Below are 15,729 nucleotides of genomic sequence, written 5' to 3'. Positions count from 1 at the left end.
CCACCGGTCGTGCCACCGAGGCGGCACGACCGGTCTTCGGTCACTTCTCCAGGCAGAACTCGTCGATCGGGTAGCCCACGTGGCGGTCCTCGCTGGGCAGGTACCCGAGGAGGATGTCGCCGGGTTCGAGCTCGGTGCTGTTCAGGACCACGCCGCCGGGGCCGAGTACGCGTACGTGCCAGTCGTCCTGCAGGATCAGATTGACGCCGGTCCCGTCGGGGGCCACGGCGTCGATCGCGATCAAAGGGCGGGTCTCAATCTTGACCCGCCCGACCGTGACCAAGCGGGTCTGGCCCTTGACGTCCACGGCCATCACCTTCTTGCCGGCCTCGAGCTCGGACAGATAGCTGGTCCGTTCGTCCGAGCCGAGCGTGTAAGAGTGGATGGCACCAGCATTGACCCGGAAAGGCCGTGTGGGCATGTAGGGGAGGGGATGGGTCTCACTGACGCACAGGACCATTCCCTTGGAGTGCGAGCCGACCAGGATGCCCTCATCGGTCCCGAAGTGGCTGCAGGTGTCCACGCAGGCGCGTTCGCCCATGCCCACGTGTCGGGTCCGCGTCACGGTCAGTTCGACGAGCTCCAGCTCCGGTTCGTCATCGTTCGCGGCGGCCTTGAGGGCGGTGGCCTCGCCCACCTCCTTCGGTGCCATCATGACGCCGTCGGATCCGTGCTCGAGCACACCGCAGATGATCTCGCTCTCCTCGATGTCGGAGGCCATGGTGATCATGCTTCCGGTCGCACGGGCGGCCGCTGCGATCACGATCTCCAGGGGGATCTTGGTCGGATCACGGAAGCTGAGCAGACTCCAACGCTCGGTGCGCGCAGCCTGGCACGCCTCCTCGAGGGTGGGGGCGTCGATGATCTCGACGTATCGTCCGAACTCGGTGTCCGGGTGGTGAGCGGCAAGCTCGGCGGGGGTGGTCCCGTGGGAGCCCGGATCGACGATGACCAGGTCAGCGGTGCCGAAATCACCGGGCAGGGGGGTGCCCTGAGGGAACAGGACCTTCTTCACCGTCGGCGGCAACGTGTCGAAGTCGGCCGGATCGTCCGCGACGAGCGCGTCGATGCGCTGGTGGAGCGCTTCCTCGGTGATCGCGTGCTTGAGGTCGGTGTTCAGGCTCCGGATGTCGAGCCAGCTCAGCTTCATACGGTTGCTCCTGCCTCGGGGTGAGACGTCGCCGCGATGCGCGGATCGTCGTGGGCGGGGGTGCGCTGAGCTGTCCCGGGATGGACGAGCTCGACCAGATGGTGTGCTGTGGCCCCGGGGTCGGATGACTGGAACACACTGCGTCCGACTGCCAGTCCTGCTGCACCCGCGCTGAGCACGTGGTTCACGAAGCCGTCCAGTTCGGCGCCTTCGCGGCGGGTACCGCCGGCGGTGACCAACGGAATGGGGCACGTGCGGATGATGTCGCGCATCGCCGCGGGGTCGCCGACGTGCGCCGTCTTGACGATGTCGGCCCCCAGGTCCGCGGCCAGACAGGCGGTGTGAGCGACCAGTTCTTCGTCCTGCGGGTCATCGATGCCGGGACCGCGTGCGTACATCATGGCCAGGAACGGCACGTTCCACCGGTCGCAGGATTCGGCGACCGCGGCGAGGTCGCCGATCTGCCGCTCTTCCTGGGAAGAGCCCATGTTGACGTGCACGCTCACCGCATCCGCTCCCATACGCAGCGACTCCTCCACACCCGCGACCAAGTACTTGGCGTCGGGGTCCGGGGCGTGTGCGGTGCTCGCACTCAGGTGGACGATCAACGAGGTTCGGGTGAACCACTGGTGTTCGACGTAGCGCAGAGACCCCTTGTGCAGAACGACCGCGTCCACCCCGCTCATGGCGAGCGTGCCCACGAGGTCGTTGAGGCTTCGCCGACCCGTGATCGGACCGTCGCTGACGGAGTGGTCCAGGGGAACGACGAGCAACCGGTCATCGGCATGTCTGTGAAGGCGGCGCGCCCGGATTCGACGAGCGAATGAACCGTTCACTAACATTTTTCTCCATTTTCATGTCGGTGGGAACAGGCAAGGGAGTGCATGGGCGAATTTTTTCGGGTGGTCGAGGTCTGGGAGTGCAGGGTCATCGACCGCAGTCCCAGGGGAATTGAATTCGTTCCTTGGCGGCCACGAGGGCAGTACGCCGGGAGAGTCAAGACTGGCAATGTTCTCGCCCGGGGCTTGCCTTGACTTTTCAGTGAAAGGATGATTCAACGCGTCTTCCCAGTGCAGTGGGGGGATGCGGCAGGACCATTCATATCTGTCGCCGTAGGTCTTTGTGCAACGCATCACATGGGCGGGTTGCGGCGGCGCTGGTGTGCTTGCAGCGGTTATGAACTGCGAAAATGTTACCCGCTTCGATTCGAGGGACTTCACGCGAGAGGATCGCGCGTGTCTCTGTGGCCGAAATCGGCCCATGATCCCGGCTGAATCAGCGCGCAACCCGGTCAACGGCGCTTTCGCAGCCGTCATCGGCCCTTATTGGCGCCACTCGCAGTCGTGCGGCGGGGTCTTCGAACAATGGGCATGACAACGGAGCCCCTTCTGAAGCGGTTCTGGTGGCAGAACGTACTACTGGGGCTCCGTTGTAGGGAGGTTCACGGGTGAGTCGAGGGGTGCACGGTCAAGATGCCGCCAGGGCTGCTCTTTCAGAACCCGGCGCACGTGCTCCGGCCGGGGTGGTGATTCGACGAGCGGTGCACCTCACCCTTTCCATTTCTTTCAGGGGAGCTGCCAGTTCACCGGCGGCGCCCCCATCTCCTCCAGCATCTGGTTGGTGCGGCTGAAGGGGCGCGAACCGAAGAAGCCGTTACGCGCCGACATCGGGCTCGGGTGCGTGGACTCCACACACGGCACACCCGGCATCAGCGGGCGCATGTTGCGGGCGTCGCGGCCCCACAGAATCGCCACCAGGGGCTTGCCGCGCTCGGACAGCGCCCGGATCGCCTGGTCGGTGATGGTCTCCCACCCCTTGTTGCGGTGCGAACCCGGCTTGCCCGGGGCGACCGACAGCGCCCGGTTGAGCAGCAGGATCCCCTGCCCGGTCCACGGCGTGAGGTCGCCGTTGGAGGGCATCGGCACGCCGAGGTCGTCCTGCATCTCCTTGAAGATGTTGCGCAGGCTCGCCGGCAGCCGCACGTCCGAAGCCACCGAGAAGCTCAGCCCCACCGCGTTGCCCGGCGTGGGGTAGGGGTCCTGGCCCACGATGAGCACGCGAACGTCGTCGAAGGGCTGCTGGAAAGCGCGCAGCACGTTCTGCCCCGACGGCAGGTACGTGCGGCCCTCGGCGACCTCGTGGCGCAGGAAGTCCCCCATCTGGGCGATCTGGGGCGCCACCGGCTCCAGCGCCTTGGCCCACCCGCTGTCCATGATTTCGTTCAGGTCCCGTGTCGACATGGCCAGAAGACTAGCGTCCGAGCCGGGTGGTCACGGCCGATTCGGGGCATCGAAGGCCCCACGCGGGGGGATTGTCACCGTCGTGAGGGGCGACGCTGCACCTCCCGTTCGCTTTGCACCTCGCGGAGGTGGGCGCGCGCCGCCCGTTCCGGGATCCGGTACACCGAACCGACCCGCAGAGCCGTGATATCGCCCCTGCGGATCAGCCGGTAGACGGTCATCGTGGAGACCCCGAGAAGGGCAGCGGTCTCGGAAGCGGTGAGCATGGCCGCGACCTGTCCTGAGTCGGTCGTTCCCCCGGCCGAGCCGTGTGTGTGCCCGCTCTCGTTCGGCTCTCGCCCCGCGTCGTGGTCCCCCATGCCACGAGGTTAGAGCGCACACACCTGCTGATGGGGGCGAATGCCGTATTCGGCGCTTCCTTCACCCCATCCGGCTTTCCCGGAGGTCAGTCCACGCGCCAGGCACCGCGGCGCGTATGGAGGTTGAGGGCGGTCGTGACCAGGGGAACGTGGCTGAAGGCCTGGGGGAAGTTGCCCACCTGGCGGCCGGCCCGGGGATCCCATTCCTCTGCGAGCAGGCCGACGTCGTTGCGCAGCGACAGCAGGCGTTCGAAGAGTTCGTTGGCCTCGTCCTCGCGGCCGATGGACAACAGCGCGTTGGCCATCCAGAAACTGCACGCCAGGAACGCGCCCTCGTCGCCGGGCAGCTGGTCGGCGGAGGTCTCCAGGTCGGTGCGGTAGCGCAGGACGAAACCGTCCACCATGAGGTCCTTGCGGATCGCCTCGATCGTGCCGACCACACGCGGATCGTCGTAGGGCAGGAACCCGACCTCGGGGATCAGCAGGAGGGCGGCGTCGAGCTCCTTGCTGCCGTAGTACTGGGTGAAGGTGTTGCGCTGGGGATCGTACCCGTACTCGCAGACCTCGGCGTGGATGGTGTCGCGCAGGGCCCGCCACCGTTCCACGGGGCCCTCCTTGCCGAACTCCTCGATGCTGCGCACAGCACGGTCGGCCGCCACCCATGCCATGACCTTGGAGTGCACGAAGTGCTGGCGCGGCCCGCGTACCTCCCACAGGCCCTCGTCCGGCTCGTCCCAGCACCATTCCAGGTAGTTGACGAGGGAACGCTGCAGCCCCCACAGGTGGTCGCCGCCGCGGATCCCGTGCCGCCGGGCCAGGTGGAGCACGTCCATGACCTCGCCGTAGACGTCGAGCTGGTACTGGCCCACGGCCGCATTGCCGATCCGTACCGGGCGGGAGTCCTCGTATCCGGGCAGCCAGTCGGCCTCCCACTCGGTCAGGCGCCGCTCGCCGCGGATCCCGTACATGATCTGCATGATCTGAGGTTCGCCGGCCACCGCCCGCACGAGCCACTCGCGCCAGGCCCACGCCTCGTCCTTGTACCCGGATCGGATCAGCGCCTCCAGGGTGATGGTGGCGTCCCGCAGCCAGCAGTAGCGGTAGTCCCAGTTGCGCACCCCGCCGATCTCCTCGGGCAGGGAGGTGGTGGGCGAGGCCACGATTCCGCCGGTGGGCCGGTAGGTCAGGGCCTTGAGGGTGATGAGGGAGCGCACGACCGCCTCGCGGTGGGGGCCGTCGTAGGAGCACTGCGCGGACCAGTCCTGCCAGAACAGCTGGGTGCGCGAGAGGGCCTTCTCCGCGTCCAGGTGGTCGGACTCCTCGGTCTGGGAGGGGTGCCACGTCATCACAAAGGGGATGCGCTGGCCCGCGGTGACGGTGAAGGTCGCTTCGTGGGTGAAGTTGTGGCCCTGAAGCTCGACGGGGGCGCTCAGCCACACGGCGTCCGGACCGGCGATGGCCACGAGCTCGGACCCGGCCCGGTGCATCCACGGCACGACGTGGCCGTGGTCGAAGCGCAGACGCAGGGAGGTGTGCATCTGCACCGAGCCGCGCACGCCCTCGACGATGCGCACCACGTGCGGGGCGCCGCCGCGCGGGGGCATGAAGTCGATGACCCGTACCGTTCCGGTGTCGGTCTCCCACTCCGATTCCAGGACCAGCGTCTCGCCCCGGTACCCGCGGCGGGTGGCCTCGCGCGGACCCTCGGCGGGGCGCATGGTCCAGCACCCGTTCTGTTCGTCACCGAGCAGCGCGGTGAAACAGGAGGAGGAGTCGAAGTCGGGCAGGCACAGCCAGTCGACCGACCCGTCCCGACCGATCAGCGCCGCGGTCTGCATGTCGCCGATGAGTGCGTAGTCCTCGATCCATCCGGGCACGCCGCTCACCCCCATCACGTCGTCATGGTCACTGCGCCGGGCTTCGCTCCCGGCCGGGCCGGGTGGTCGGTGCCGTCGCGGGTCGCATCGCGCACTCCGGTGTGCGCGCTTCGAGGGGCCCTGTCCTTCCCGGCGGCCACACGTGGTCGCCGGCGGGCGTGGGCCACCGTCTCGGACACGGCCGCCTCCCCTGGCCGCCCGTCGTCACACGGGATATGTGCCCAGGTGGGGGCAGCCGAAAAGATCGGTACGGCAGAACCCGTAACGGGGACGCCGGTCTCCGCCGCGCTCCATCTTCCACGCCTCGGAGGGTGCTGGCCACCCTCAATTGCACGTGCATCCGAGAATGCACGAGGTATGTCGGTATATGGGATGCTTCGTCGCCGCAGACGTTATCGACCGGTGACCCGGGGCCCGTCCTCAGGACGGCTGATGGTCCGACGGTTCCGGCGGCCGCTGTGGTGCTTCGGGCATACGCATCCTCGGCAGGAACACCTGTGCCAGCGGGCCGATCGCGACCATGAACACCAGGGTCCCCACGCCCACCGTGCCGCCGAGGAGGAACCCGCTCAGGGCCACCGTCACCTCGATGAGGGTCCGGGCCAGGCGCACCGACAGGCCGAGGGAGGCCAGGCCGGTCATGATGCCGTCACGTGGACCCGGGCCCAGCCCCACGCCGATGTAGCAACCGGTCGCCACAGCGCACACCAGCACGCCCAGGGCCAGCAGGAGCACGCGCAGAGGCAGAAGGCCGGTCTCGGGCAGCAGCCACAGGGACAGGTCCACCGAGAGCCCGATCACGACCACGTTGCTGAGCGTGCCCAGACCTGCCTTCTGTCGCAGGGGGATCCACAACAGCATGAGCAGGGCTCCGACCACGATGCTCCACGTGCCGACCGTCCAACCCGTCTGTTCGGACAGTCCCTGGTGGAGCACGTCCCAGGGCATCGCGCCCAGGTCCGAGCGGATCAGCAGGGCACCGCTCAGCCCGTACAGGTACAGGCCTGCGTAGAGCTGCGCGAGGCGGCGCAGCCGGGGCCGGGGGAGTACGGGTGTGATCAGCAGGCGCTCGACCAGGGGCGGGGCCGTCGGGCGGCGGGACGGTTCGGACACGGGCGGGCTCTCCTTCGGGTGCAGGTCGGATGGTGGGATGAAAGTCCTCCGTCGGACCACATCGGTAGAGTGGCTCGTTCAGAGGTCGGATTTGAAGAGCCAATCCACGAAAGTGGACCGTTCTCGGTGAGGAGTCCCCCACATGACGAGGCAACGCACCGACCGCCCGGGCACCGGAGGCGGAACCCGCCGCATCAACGGTCCGCTCCTGGCCCGGCTCATCGGGGCGGCCCCCGTCGAACGCCCCTACTATCTCGCGATCGCCCGGTCCGTGAGCGGGCTGGTCCTGGACGGGCGCGTGCCCACCCACACCCGGCTCCCTGCTGAACGCGACCTGGCCGCCGCACTGGGCGTCAGCCGCAACACCGTCACCGCCGCCTACGCGTGGTTGCGCGACCACCGATTCCTCGACAGCAGACAAGGCGCGGGCAGCTGGACCGTGCTGCCCGACACCGGGGCCAGGGGGCCGACCCAGTTCGCGCCCACCACCGAACACATCGACATGGGGGTTGCCGCGCCGCCGGCCGTCGACGGGTTGCGCGAGGCCTCCTTCCACGCCTCCCAACAACTCGCCGCCCACACCGGAGGGATCGGCTACTACCCCTACGGGCTTCCGGAACTGCGCCACGCCATCGCCCGTCGCTACGTCGAGCGGGGGCTTCCCACCACACCCGAGCAGATCTTCGTCACCAACGGGGCCCAGCAGGCGATCACCATGGCCGTGGAACTACTCGTGCAGCAGGGCGACGACGTGCTGGTGGAATCGCCCACCTACCCGCACGCCCTGGACGCCCTGAGAAGGGGCGGTGCCCGGATCCGCAGCACCGGGGCGACTCCGCAGGGCTGGGACATGGACTACCTGGTGGACGCCTTCCGCCAGTGGAAACCCGCGACGGCCTACATGATGCCCGACTTCCAGAACCCGACCGGGGCACTCATGGACGACGACGAACGCCGTGTGCTGGTCCGGGAGGCCCGCCGCGCCGGCAGCCACCTGGTCGTCGACGAGTCCGTCGCGGAACTGGCCATCGACTCCGGCGACCTGCCCGCCCCGACGGCCGCGCACGACACCGACGGCCGGGTACTGACCGTGGGGTCGGTGGCCAAACTCCTGTGGGGCGGACTGCGGGTGGGGTGGATCCGCCCGCCCCCGCCGATGGTCACCCGGCTCATGGCGGTACGCCAACGCTTCGACCTGGCCGGCTCCGTCCACGACCAGCTCATGGCCACGCACCTGCTCGCCGACGTGCTGCGCATCCGTGCCGAACGCAGCCGCCAGCTGCGCCGCAACCGCGACGCCCTGCTCGAGGCCCTGCGCGAGCGTCTGCCGTCGTGGCGCCCCAGCGTTCCCGCGGGTGGGCTCGTGGTGTGGGTGTCGTTGCCCCAACCCGTGGCGACCGCTCTGGCCGAGACCTCTGCGCGGCACGGGGTGCACCCGGCAGCCGGCCCGGTCTTCGGTTCCGACGGGACCCTGGAGCGCCACCTGCGCCTGTCCTACACGCAGCCGCCGGACGTGCTGGCCGATGCGGTGGACCGGTTGGCCGCCGCCTACGACGAGGCGCTCGACCACCCGTCCCAACCTCGGGGCCGCCTCTACGTCTGAGACCGGCGCCGGGCCGACCGCGGGGTGGACCCGCCGCGGCACCGGCCCGGCGCCGGGCTCACAGCGAGAAGCGGCGGGCGAAGCGGGTCACCTCGGCCAGCACCTCGTCGCGGTTGGTCTCGTTGAAGATCTCGTGGCGGGCACCTGGGAAGATGCGTGCGCTCACGTCCTCGCCGCCCAGCGACTCGATACCGGTGATCGTGTCTGAGACCGGGACCAGGGCGTCCTCGGAGCCGTGCAGCCACAGCAGCGGCATCGATCCGATCGAGCCCGCCGCGCGCCCGCGCTCGAGCTCGGTCATCATGCCGTTGACCGTGGGCCGCTTGAACGGGCCGTGCCAGACCAGCTCGTCCTCGACGTAGGCGCGCCCCACCGCGCGGTCGCGGGAGAGCGTGGACGGGTCGATCGGGTCGTCGGGGATCTCCTCGGCCGCGTGCAGCTGCTCGAGTGAGGTCCACCGGCCCAGGACCGGGCCCGAGAGAACCAGTGCCCGGACGGACTCCGGGTGCTCCTGGGCGTACCGTGCCGCGATGAGCCCGCCCATGGAGTGGCCGATGAGCACCAGCGGGAGCGTGCGGTAGGCGGTGCGGGCCTGGGAGACGACGCGGTGCACGTCCTCGACCACACCGCTGTAGTCGTCGATGAGGACCCGTTCCCCGGAGGAGTTGCCGTGCCCGCGGTGGTCGGCACCGTAGACCACCGCCCCCGAGGCGATGAGGTCCTCGGCGACCGCGTGGTACCGGCCCAGGTGCTCGCCGTAGCCGTGTACCAGGACCGCCAGCCAGGTCGGTTCGCTCCCGGCCGCGGCCCAGGCCCGTGCGGCCAGCTTGGCCGTGCCCGCGGGGTCGCCCGCGATACTCCACTCGCGTGTGGTGATCACCGTGTGGTGCCTCCTCGTCCGTTCCCTCGTCTGGAAGCATGCCTGCCCCAGGGTCTGCCGAACGAACTCTAGAGGCCGCAAGCGGGAGCGGCGAGGCGTCGGGCGCGTAACGATCGGGGATCGACAGGGCACGGAAGTTCTCAGCGGCCCCTAGTGTTCCCCCGATAGACGTGAACTGTGCCATAAGGCGCGAAATGCGTTACTCGCTGTGAAATGGGATCATCTGTGTTGAACAGTGGGTAGCGCTCGGTCGGGTAGAGAACGAACGACCCGACCGAGAGAGCTCAGAGTGGAGAGGGTGACGCCCGTGCTGGCCGACTCCTATGGCCGTGTGGCGACCGACCTGCGAGTGTCGCTCACCGACCGCTGCAACCTCAGGTGCTCCTACTGCATGCCCCCCGAGGGCCTGGAGTGGCTGCCCAAGCCCGAGTTGCTCACCGATGACGAACTGCTCCGGCTCATCGACATCGGTGTCACCCGCCTTGGCATCACCGAGGTGCGCTTCACCGGTGGTGAGCCGCTCCTGCGCCGCGGCCTGCCGAACATCCTCGCCGGGACCACCGCGCTCGGCCCCCGGCCCCGTACCGCACTGACCACCAACGCCATCGGGCTGGCCCGAACCGCGCCCGCCCTGGCCGAGGCCGGGCTGGACCGCGTCAACGTCTCCCTCGACACCCTCCAGCCGGAGGTCTTCGAGAAGATGGCCCGGCGCCGCCGCCTGCACGACGTGCTCGACGGATTGTCGGCGGCCGCCGAGGCCGGGCTCACGCCTGTCAAGATCAACGCGGTGCTCATGCGCGACCTCAACGAGCACGAGGCCGCCGACATGTTGCGCTTCAGCATCGACCACGGCTACGAACTCCGCTTCATCGAGCAGATGCCGTTGGACGCCCAGCACGGCTGGCGCCGCGACACCATGATCACCGCCGACGAGATCCTGCGCTCCCTGGAGGCCGAGTTCGACCTCCGTCCGGCCGACACCGAGACCCGCGGCAGTGCCCCGGCCGAGCTCTTCCACGTCACCGGCGAGACCTTCCCCAACGGCGAGCCCGCCAACGTCGGTGTCATCGGATCGGTCACCCGCCCCTTCTGCGGGGCCTGCGACCGCGTGCGCCTGACCGCCGACGGGCAGGTGCGCAACTGCCTCTTCGCACGGGAGGAGTCGGACCTGCGCACGCCGCTGCGCGACGGTGCCACCGACGAGGAGATCGCAGAACGCTGGAAGGCCGCTGTGGCACCCAAGCTCCCCGGCCACGGCATCAACGATCCCAGCTTCCTGCAGCCCTCCCGGCCCATGTCGGCCATCGGCGGCTGATCCGCAGAAGTCGGGACAGAAGGAAAACCGGTTGCTGTTCCTCCCCGGCTCTGGCTCGATGTGGGCGACGCCCCGGCCCCGCGCCGCCCACACACCCGCCCGAAGGAGGAGGTGAACCGGCGATGTCCTACCAGGAGGTTGCCGGCACCCGCGTGCCCATCCGCATGTGGGCCGACCCCGAGGGGTCGACGGCCAGGCGGCGGGCCAGCTGCGCAACATCGGCGGGGTTCCCTGGGTGCACGGTCGAGGTCGTCGCGCACTGCGCCAGGTCGTCTGCGTCGAGGGATGAGCCGCCACCGGCCCGGAGCTTCGTCCGGGCCGGTGCGCCATCCTGGAACCATGCACGACACCGATCCCGCTCCTCACAGGACCGCAACGGCCGCCGTCGTGCTTGCCGGCGGGGCAGCGAGACGCATGGGCGGGGCCGACAAACCCGGCCTGGTCGTCGGCGGGCGCACCCTGTTGGAAGGGGTCGTGGCCGCCGTGCGCGCCCACAGCGCCGGAGCTCACGTGGTCGTGGTCGGGCCGGAACGTTCCAGCCCGGCGGCCGAGTACGTGCGTGAGGACCCGCCCGGGGGAGGCCCCGTGCCCGCGCTGCGCGCGGGCCTGGCGCGTGTGCAGGCGCCGCGTACGGCGCTGCTCGCCGCAGACCTGCCGCACCTGCGCGCGGCCGACCTGGCGGCCCTGGAGGAGGCTGCCGAGCCGGGGCCGGGCGCGGTCTACAGCGACGCCGAGGGGCACCCGCAATGGCTCACCGGCCTCTGGCACACGGAAGTGCTGCGCCGTGCGCTCGAGCACTACGACGGGGCGTCCCTGCGCCGCCTGCTGGGCCCCCTGGAACCGGTGCTCCTGAGCCCGGCCGACGAGCGGGCCGTGGCCGACTGCGACACCCCCGAGTCCCTGGCCCGCGCCCGTGCCGACCGCGAGCGCCCGCCCGAGCGCTGACCCCCGGTCCGGGGTGGGCTGCACGCGCGGTGCATGGGTCCGCCTCAGCCCTCGAACTCGTCCCAGGGCACCGTCTCGCGCAGGAACCCGCGCATGTCCAGGAAGTTGGCCAGGTAATCGCGGTGCTCGTCGCAGGCCGTCCACACCTTGCGGCGCTCCGGGGTGTGCAGCTTGGGGTTGTTCCACACGATCGCCCAGGTGGCCCCGGCGCGGCAGTCCCGCCGCGAGCACTGCAGATCCGTGGCGTTCATGACGGCCCCCTCGTGTCGATGCGTTTCCTCCGACGGCCGTGCGCCGGATCCGGGCTGCAGCGTACCGGGCACACGAAAAAGCGGCGCCGGGTGGTTACGGGGGCAAACCACCCGGCGCCGCGCGCGATGTTCCGACGGGGGCTCGAAACATCGCCCCGCGCTTCGACGGGGGACCGAAGCGCTGATCCCAATGTACACCGATGCCCCCCTCTGTACGTCAAGAGTCAGTTACGACGTAGTCTCGGGACAGTCCCGTCCGGGCAAGGGCTTCGGGCCCACGGGGTGGCCGGAATCGCCCTGTGGCGGCACTTGTGGGCGCCTGCTCAGGGGGTCCGTGCTTCGGCGCGGGTCAAGAACGACCGAATCGGGCCCCAGGCCCCGGGCAAGCCCCGGTCAAGCGCCCCCGATGCGTCCCGGGGGTTCTGCACGAGCGTGAGCGAGGGGCCCGTGTGGCCGACGGGGAGCCGGGGCAAGGAGGGGAGCGAGGCCGCCGCACGGGCGGCCGGCGCACCGACCGACACGAGGGGTTGCCATGTCCGACCACACCTATCGAGTCACGGAGATCGTCGGGACCTCGCAGGAGGGCGTGGACCAGGCGATCCGCAACGGGGTCGGCCGTGCCTCCGCGACGCTGCGCGGGCTGGACTGGTTCGAGGTCACCGAGGTCCGCGGACACATCGAGGACGGCGAGGTCGCCCACTTCCAGGTGGGCCTGAAGGTCGGGTTCCGTCTGGAGGAGTGACCGTCTCCCGGCCACCTCCCCGACGTACGAGGGGGACGGCCCGCACGGGGTGTGCGGACCGTCCCCCTCGTGTGCCGCGGCAGCAGGGTCAGGCCTGGTCCGAGCGCTCCCCGCCCGGCTGGACGTCGACGTGGACGTGGTCGAGGTGGCGAAGGACCTCGTTGTCGGGGTCGGCCTCGTAGTGGCGCCAGCCCATCGACGGGGCGTACGTGCTCCAGATCTTGTCGTCGAAGATGATCACGTCGATCTCGTAGTCGGGGGCGTGGGCGATGAGCCAGTGCGCCATCACCCAGCCCTCGCGCCGGTTGTCCTCGTCGACCGGACGGAAGAAGATGTCGATGGCGCGCCCGTCGTAGTGCGCCGAATCCTCACCGTGGCCGGTGTCGTAGCCGCCGGGCTCGTACCCGCCCAGGCTCGGCTCGGCGAAGACCTCCTCGATGCCCTCCTTGAGGTTCTGGGCGCGCGGTGTCAGGCCCGACGGCTCCAGGTCCTCCTCGACCTCCAGGTCCGGGTTCTTCGTGGATCGGCAGGTCATCGACGGCCCGGCGTCGTCCTCGGGCCCGTCCTCCAGAACCGTCATGACACTGTCGGGGATGTCACTGGTGTCGGGCGTCTCGACGGGGGAGTCAGCGCCCTGGTTGTTCGCGACGGCGGCGGTGGCGGCTCTTTGGGCCTCTTCGCGCTCCAGCTGGACCTGGTCGTCCCCGACCGTCACCGAGCACTCGGGTCCCCATGGGGTGGAGGTGGGGAAGGCGACGTCGATCCGGTCGATCGCCGCTCGGGTGGCGATGACCCCGATCACGGACAGCACACCGAGGAGTGCGACCGAGATGATGAGGCCGTACCAGCGGCGGTGCGGCATGGCGGCTCTGTGCGTCATAACCTCGTTTTCCCTGGGTCAGGGCCGGCCGTTGTGCGGTCCGACCCGGGCTTCCACACGGACAACCCGCGGCCCCGGGCAGAGATTTCCGGCATGCACGACATATTCCCCAGATCACACCCCGGTCACGGGTTCAGGACCGACCACAGGACGAACAGGCCGCCCAGAACCAGCGTCAGCGCCCACACGCGGTCCATGGTCACCCCGCGCCACCGCAGGGCGTGCACCCCGAAGAAGTCGTAGGCGATCAGTGCTGCCACGCCTGCAGCGCCCACCATCGCCAGCGTGTGCACCCCGGTGGCGGCCAGCCCGACGAACGTGGCGTCCCACAGGCTCCAGGTGGAGTCTGCGGCCGCGCCGGTCTCCACCTCGCCCGCTGCCCCGGAACCGCCGCTCTCGACGCCGTGTGCGCCGTGTGAGCCGTGGTCGTGGTGTGCGTGCGTGAGCTGCCCGGCCAACACCGGGAACAGCATCAGGCCCGCCCCGTGGGCCGACGACATCAGGAAGGCCCACGTGCCCACCTGCCACAGCGGCATGCGGATCCCGTACCAGTGGAAGTGGCGCCGCCGCAGCAGCATCCAGAGTCCGTACAGGACGATCGCCGCGCCGCAGGCCACGGGAAAGAGCACCGTGGCCGCCATCGACCCGGTCACGGTGATGGCCACCGCCGCCACCGCCACGGCTCCCGCATGGCCCAGCCCCACCGCCGGCAGCGAACGCAGGACCTGCGCACGTCCGCCCTCCTGCAGGCCGCGCGTGACGGCCAACAGCCAGCCCATCCCGGGATGCAGGCCGTGGAAGGCGCCGAGCGCGACCAGGGTCCAGAGTTGCGCGGCGGTCACGGCGCCAGAATCACACGGCCCCCGCCGTGGGACAACGGATCACGGTGGATCGACCGCTTCCGGACAGCGGGCGCGGCGCCGGTTTGTGCCCGCCGGTCGCGGGGCAGCGAGTGTCCTCCCCGGGGGCGGCCGTGCGGGCGGTCACGGGCCGGGAGAGGGGCCGCACCGGACGACGCTCGGGACGCGCCACGGGACACGGCGACATGTGTTTCCACATACGTCGGGGCCGGCGCAGTGGAAGCACCGGCCCCGACCGTGCCGGTCCGGTCCGGCGTCAGGGGCAGATCGCGTCGAGGTCGGTGGCCTCGGCGCCCACCTGGCGGCCCGGGTCGGCCGGGGAGGGCTCGGCCAGACCGGTGTAGTCCTGCCACTCCGTGGACTCTCCGTCGGTGCCTTCTTCCCCGGGCGCGGCCTCGTCCTCGGGGACCTCGCCCGAGCCCTCACCGGACGCGTCGCTCTCGGGATCGTCGCCCGGAACGTCGTCACCGCCCTCTCCGTTGCTCTCCTCCGTGGAGGTGGCGATGGCATCGGCGACCAGTTCCTGCACTTCTTCCCAGTCCGGGTCGGCGGTGCTGACCTGGGGCGGCGAGAGCTGCAGCGCGCTCATCGACCCGGTCTCGGTGACCCGTTCGCCCAGGTCGACGAAGGCAGGCACCTTGGACTGCGGCACGTCCGTGGTCAGGGTGCGCTGGGTGGCGCCGGCCAGGTCCCTGTAGCTGGTGAGCAGGGTCGTGGGGTCGATCTGCTCGGCCACGTACTTGACCAGGCAACCCTGGCGGCCCATGCGCCCGTAGTCGTCGCTGCCGATGCGCGAACGCCCGTACCAGAGGGCCTCGTAACCGTCGAGGAGCTGGTCGCCCTCCTCCAGGACGCCGCCCTGCATGCCGTAGGGGATCGGCTCCTCGATGTGGACCTCGATCCCGCCCACGGCGTCGATGAGGTCGCGGAACCCCATCATGTCGACCATGGCGTAGTACTCCACGTCGAGGTCGAGGTTGTGGCCGACCACGTCCTTGAGGGTGTCCGCTGCGGGGTCGCGCACCTCCTCGTCGAAGGCCAGCTCGTCGGGCTCGTCGGCGATCGCCTGGTAGACGTCGTTGAGCAGCAGATCGAACCCGTAGGGCTCGGGGTAGCGCTCGGCCAGCTCGGAATCCTCGGGGAACTGCACGTTCTCGAGGTTTCGCGGCAGGCCGATGAGCACGGTGTCACCGGTCTCGGTGTCGATGCTGGCCACCATCATGGTGTCGGTGCGCACACCGTAGCGGGTGTCGTCGGAGTCGGCCCCCAACAGCAGCACGTTCATGCGTTCGGCGCCGTCCCACGGGTCGGCCTCGTCGTGGTCTCCGGCCTGGTCGTCACCGAACACGTCGCTGACCGTCTGGTAGGTGGTGTAACCCGCGTGCAGCGCGTAGGCCGAGGGCACCGCGATGGTCAGCACCAGCAGCGCCACCACGGCGCCCGCCCCCATGCGCAGCCCGCGCGAACCCCCCGGAGGGCGCGTGATCACCCAGGAGTGCACGACCACCGCGATC

The 15,729-nt window shown here is 69.8% G+C and carries 15 protein-coding genes; 4 read left to right on the top strand and 11 right to left on the bottom strand.

Translation table 11 applies throughout. The annotated features are described in order from the left end of the window. Positions 1-40: 40 nt before the first annotated feature. From D474_RS0102650 to yczE, 6 genes are all read right to left on the bottom strand, one after another. A complete protein-coding gene (locus D474_RS0102650) occupies positions 41-1,150 on the bottom strand; it encodes a 3-dehydroquinate synthase II family protein (RefSeq protein ID WP_017612051.1) in 1,110 nt (369 codons plus the stop codon). Next, a complete protein-coding gene (locus D474_RS0102645; protein WP_026118109.1) occupies positions 1,147-1,992 on the bottom strand; it encodes a 2-amino-3,7-dideoxy-D-threo-hept-6-ulosonate synthase in 846 nt (281 codons plus the stop codon). Before D474_RS0102645 ends, D474_RS0102650 begins: the two co-directional genes overlap by 4 nt. Positions 1,993-2,715: 723 nt before the next feature. Further along, the gene (locus tag D474_RS0102640; RefSeq protein ID WP_026118108.1) at positions 2,716-3,390 is read right to left on the bottom strand and encodes a uracil-DNA glycosylase; all 675 of its coding nucleotides are present in this window, start codon (positions 3,388-3,390) and stop codon (positions 2,716-2,718) included. 74 nt (positions 3,391-3,464) lie between these two features. After that, positions 3,465-3,749 carry a helix-turn-helix domain-containing protein gene (locus tag D474_RS0102635; protein ID WP_017612048.1) on the bottom strand — a complete coding sequence of 95 codons (285 nt, stop codon included), beginning with the start codon at positions 3,747-3,749 and terminating at the stop codon, positions 3,465-3,467. Positions 3,750-3,835: 86 nt separating this feature from the next. Beyond that, positions 3,836-5,641 (bottom strand): glycoside hydrolase family 15 protein, encoded by a 1,806-nt coding sequence (locus D474_RS0102630; RefSeq protein WP_017612047.1) that lies wholly within the window; start codon positions 5,639-5,641, stop codon positions 3,836-3,838. 405 nt (positions 5,642-6,046) lie between these two features. Then, positions 6,047-6,739 carry a membrane protein YczE gene (gene yczE, locus D474_RS0102625; RefSeq protein ID WP_017612046.1) on the bottom strand — a complete coding sequence of 231 codons (693 nt, stop codon included), beginning with the start codon at positions 6,737-6,739 and terminating at the stop codon, positions 6,047-6,049. Positions 6,740-6,881: 142 nt separating this feature from the next. Between yczE and yczR the strand changes: the two genes are divergently transcribed. After that, the gene (yczR, locus tag D474_RS0102620; RefSeq protein ID WP_017612045.1) at positions 6,882-8,342 is read left to right on the top strand and encodes a MocR-like transcription factor YczR; all 1,461 of its coding nucleotides are present in this window, start codon (positions 6,882-6,884) and stop codon (positions 8,340-8,342) included. 58 nt (positions 8,343-8,400) lie between these two features. Here the strand turns inward: yczR and D474_RS0102615 are convergent, their stop codons facing one another. Continuing rightward, a complete protein-coding gene (locus tag D474_RS0102615; protein ID WP_017612044.1) occupies positions 8,401-9,222 on the bottom strand; it encodes an alpha/beta hydrolase in 822 nt (273 codons plus the stop codon). Positions 9,223-9,529: 307 nt separating this feature from the next. Here D474_RS0102615 and moaA point away from each other — a divergent pair, with 307 nt between their 5' ends. Beyond that, positions 9,530-10,537, top strand: coding sequence for a GTP 3',8-cyclase MoaA (gene moaA, locus D474_RS0102610; protein ID WP_026118106.1), 1,008 nt, complete (start codon positions 9,530-9,532; stop codon positions 10,535-10,537). Between the two features lie 339 nt (positions 10,538-10,876). After that, a complete protein-coding gene (gene mobA, locus D474_RS0102605; RefSeq protein WP_051050908.1) occupies positions 10,877-11,482 on the top strand; it encodes a molybdenum cofactor guanylyltransferase in 606 nt (201 codons plus the stop codon). Positions 11,483-11,526: 44 nt separating this feature from the next. On the opposite strand, the gene D474_RS32545 is transcribed toward mobA, so the two are convergent. Next, the gene (locus D474_RS32545; RefSeq protein ID WP_017612041.1) at positions 11,527-11,733 is read right to left on the bottom strand and encodes a hypothetical protein; all 207 of its coding nucleotides are present in this window, start codon (positions 11,731-11,733) and stop codon (positions 11,527-11,529) included. 532 nt (positions 11,734-12,265) lie between these two features. Here D474_RS32545 and D474_RS0102595 point away from each other — a divergent pair. Further along, positions 12,266-12,475, top strand: coding sequence for a dodecin (locus D474_RS0102595; protein WP_017612040.1), 210 nt, complete (start codon positions 12,266-12,268; stop codon positions 12,473-12,475). A gap of 88 nt (positions 12,476-12,563) precedes the next feature. On the opposite strand, the gene D474_RS0102590 is transcribed toward D474_RS0102595, so the two are convergent. The 3 genes from D474_RS0102590 to D474_RS0102580 form a co-directional block, all read right to left on the bottom strand. Continuing rightward, positions 12,564-13,355 carry a hypothetical protein gene (locus tag D474_RS0102590; protein ID WP_026118104.1) on the bottom strand — a complete coding sequence of 264 codons (792 nt, stop codon included), beginning with the start codon at positions 13,353-13,355 and terminating at the stop codon, positions 12,564-12,566. Between the two features lie 125 nt (positions 13,356-13,480). Further along, a complete protein-coding gene (locus tag D474_RS0102585) occupies positions 13,481-14,197 on the bottom strand; it encodes a hypothetical protein (RefSeq protein WP_017612038.1) in 717 nt (238 codons plus the stop codon). Positions 14,198-14,471: 274 nt separating this feature from the next. After that, positions 14,472-15,729: LCP family protein (locus tag D474_RS0102580; protein ID WP_017612037.1), on the bottom strand; the 1,258-nt coding region annotated here is incomplete at its 5' end.

The sequence above is a fragment of the Nocardiopsis salina YIM 90010 genome, from assembly GCF_000341025.1.
Taxonomy (GTDB): Bacteria; Actinomycetota; Actinomycetes; order Streptosporangiales; family Streptosporangiaceae; genus Nocardiopsis; species Nocardiopsis salina.
This window is presented reverse-complemented; position numbering and strand designations above follow the sequence as displayed.

What these genes read in the sequence shown, in the direction of transcription:
- mobA (WP_051050908.1), top strand. Translation starts at nt 10,877, where the DNA reads ATGCACGACACCGATCCCGCTCCTCACAGGACCGCAACGGCCGCCGTC.
- D474_RS0102630 (WP_017612047.1), bottom strand. Translation starts at nt 5,641, where the DNA reads ATGGGGGTGAGCGGCGTGCCCGGATGGATCGAGGACTACGCACTCATC.
- D474_RS0102590 (WP_026118104.1), bottom strand. Translation starts at nt 13,355, where the DNA reads ATGACGCACAGAGCCGCCATGCCGCACCGCCGCTGGTACGGCCTCATC.
- yczR (WP_017612045.1), top strand. Translation starts at nt 6,882, where the DNA reads ATGACGAGGCAACGCACCGACCGCCCGGGCACCGGAGGCGGAACCCGC.
- D474_RS0102635 (WP_017612048.1), bottom strand. Translation starts at nt 3,749, where the DNA reads ATGGGGGACCACGACGCGGGGCGAGAGCCGAACGAGAGCGGGCACACA.
- D474_RS0102650 (WP_017612051.1), bottom strand. Translation starts at nt 1,150, where the DNA reads ATGAAGCTGAGCTGGCTCGACATCCGGAGCCTGAACACCGACCTCAAG.
- D474_RS0102640 (WP_026118108.1), bottom strand. Translation starts at nt 3,390, where the DNA reads ATGTCGACACGGGACCTGAACGAAATCATGGACAGCGGGTGGGCCAAG.
- D474_RS32545 (WP_017612041.1), bottom strand. Translation starts at nt 11,733, where the DNA reads ATGAACGCCACGGATCTGCAGTGCTCGCGGCGGGACTGCCGCGCCGGG.
- D474_RS0102645 (WP_026118109.1), bottom strand. Translation starts at nt 1,992, where the DNA reads ATGTTAGTGAACGGTTCATTCGCTCGTCGAATCCGGGCGCGCCGCCTT.
- D474_RS0102595 (WP_017612040.1), top strand. Translation starts at nt 12,266, where the DNA reads ATGTCCGACCACACCTATCGAGTCACGGAGATCGTCGGGACCTCGCAG.